Genomic DNA, 1,598 nt, shown 5'->3' with positions numbered 1-1,598 from the left:
ATCAAAAAATGCACAAATGTCCCAACATTGTAGTCTTGCGACACAAATTAACCTACTTTATAGAAGGAGGTAGTTTGATTTTCGGGGTAGCTACTCCTTTGTAATTAAACTAAAGGGCAGGATAGTAAAAAATTTCTAAAACTTTCATAAAGAAATAATCGTCTAATAATTAGGGGAGGAGATTCAAATTGTGGCGTAATATTATAGGAATAACTTTATTCATCTTTACCCTTGTAGGATGTCAACCGAGTGATAGGTCTGACATTGAAGAAGTTGTAAATACACACGGTAACATTAAAAATTTAGAGGGATTAAAAGCATTTGTTGAAAAAGTTAACAATCAACAAGAATCTGAAATAAATTATGTGCGTTATGGGATAGAAGGGCAACGTGGAGTAATGACATTAACATCGAATGGCGATAAAATTAAAGTTTCCCATTATGTAGACAAAGAATTTATAGAAGAATATTATTGTAAAAACTTAATCACCGTAACTGAAGAAGATGTTGAAAAATATATATTGAGTCAATGTACAGGAGATTACGTAGGTGATTTCGAGTTATTATCCATCTCAAATAAAGATATGTAACCTAACGAGGAACGATAGTGGAATTGAGCATAACTGCCGTGTTTTTTAGAAAATCCTGATTAATAAACATGAATCCGTTACGCTAACGCGAAACGAATATCGATTAATGGGAATTTTGAAAGGCTTGGCACCTCGTTGAGCCCTAATAGACAGATTCCAAGTAATTATTAAAATCGATGGTATCATTTTTTTGGGGATGGATTGACCGCTTAACGGCGTTGCAACCAAGTATTTGCAACATTATTTGGCTTGGTTCCGTTATATAGACGGCAAGGAATATGAGAATACGGCGTCGAATAAGAAGAATATGTTGGTCGTCTCTTGCCTGTTTACTGTGAATGAGACATACACCATTTTCTGGGTGAACTAACTGGCAGTAATATAAAAACGACGATGTAATAAGGGGGAATTATGCGATTACAACTAAAAAGTGTTCTTTCCGCTCTTATAATTGCGTGTTCTATACTTGTCGGGACTGTATACGCAGATTGGGCTTATGCGTTTGTTGTTTATGACGGAAATACTTATGTTATTTCAAAAGAGCTTGTAGGTCAAAGTCAAATAGGTTCCTTGATAGGAAAGGTTACAAAATATTCAGATCGGGAAGGTACGTACTCTGGAAATTTTTCTAATCGATATCCAAAAGGAACTGAATACTACGAAATTATCGGAATTAAAGTACATGAAGCAATTGCTGTGAAAGAAAAAGATGGGTTGTTTATTAAAGCAACATATCGTGGTGAGTATGGAGGTAGCAGATACGACTGGATTAGCTATTTACCGTATGTGATTGTTGTTCTTCTGCTATTGTTCGGAGGTTTTATAATGAAAAGAAAATTTATTCGGTAGCTAATTAAGCGCCTTTCAAATTAGACGGTTTACTTTTGGTCTTAAATTAACATCAAAATTTAACATAGCCAAAAAATAAATTGTACGAGATGTTACAAGTTTTTCTTCAATACTTGCCGTTTCAGACAGGGCAGTGACCGTATCACATGTAAGAGTGTT

Annotated in this window: 2 protein-coding genes and 1 pseudogene; all 3 read left to right on the top strand. The window is 34.6% G+C overall.

Going from position 1 to position 1,598, the window contains the following annotated elements; all coding sequences use genetic code 11:
• The first annotated feature begins 188 nt into the window (after window positions 1-188).
• The 3 genes and pseudogenes from GC098_RS02395 (at window position 189) to GC098_RS02385 (ending at window position 1,439) form a co-directional block, all read left to right on the top strand.
• Window positions 189-590: a DUF4362 domain-containing protein gene (locus tag GC098_RS02395; protein ID WP_171640621.1), complete on the top strand. Its 402-nt coding sequence runs from the start codon at window positions 189-191 to the stop codon at window positions 588-590.
• A gap of 211 nt (window positions 591-801) precedes the next feature.
• A pseudogene (locus GC098_RS02390) lies at window positions 802-928 on the top strand (IS1595 family transposase); the annotation flags it as partial.
• A gap of 73 nt (window positions 929-1,001) precedes the next feature.
• Complete coding sequence (locus tag GC098_RS02385) at window positions 1,002-1,439, top strand: hypothetical protein (protein ID WP_216625126.1); 438 nt, start codon at window positions 1,002-1,004, stop codon at window positions 1,437-1,439.
• The last annotated feature ends 159 nt before the right edge of the window (window positions 1,440-1,598 follow it).

The sequence above is a fragment of the Paenibacillus phytorum genome, assembly GCF_013141715.1.
Lineage (GTDB): Bacteria > Bacillota > Bacilli > Paenibacillales > NBRC-103111 > Paenibacillus_E > Paenibacillus_E phytorum.
This window is presented reverse-complemented; position numbering and strand designations above follow the sequence as displayed.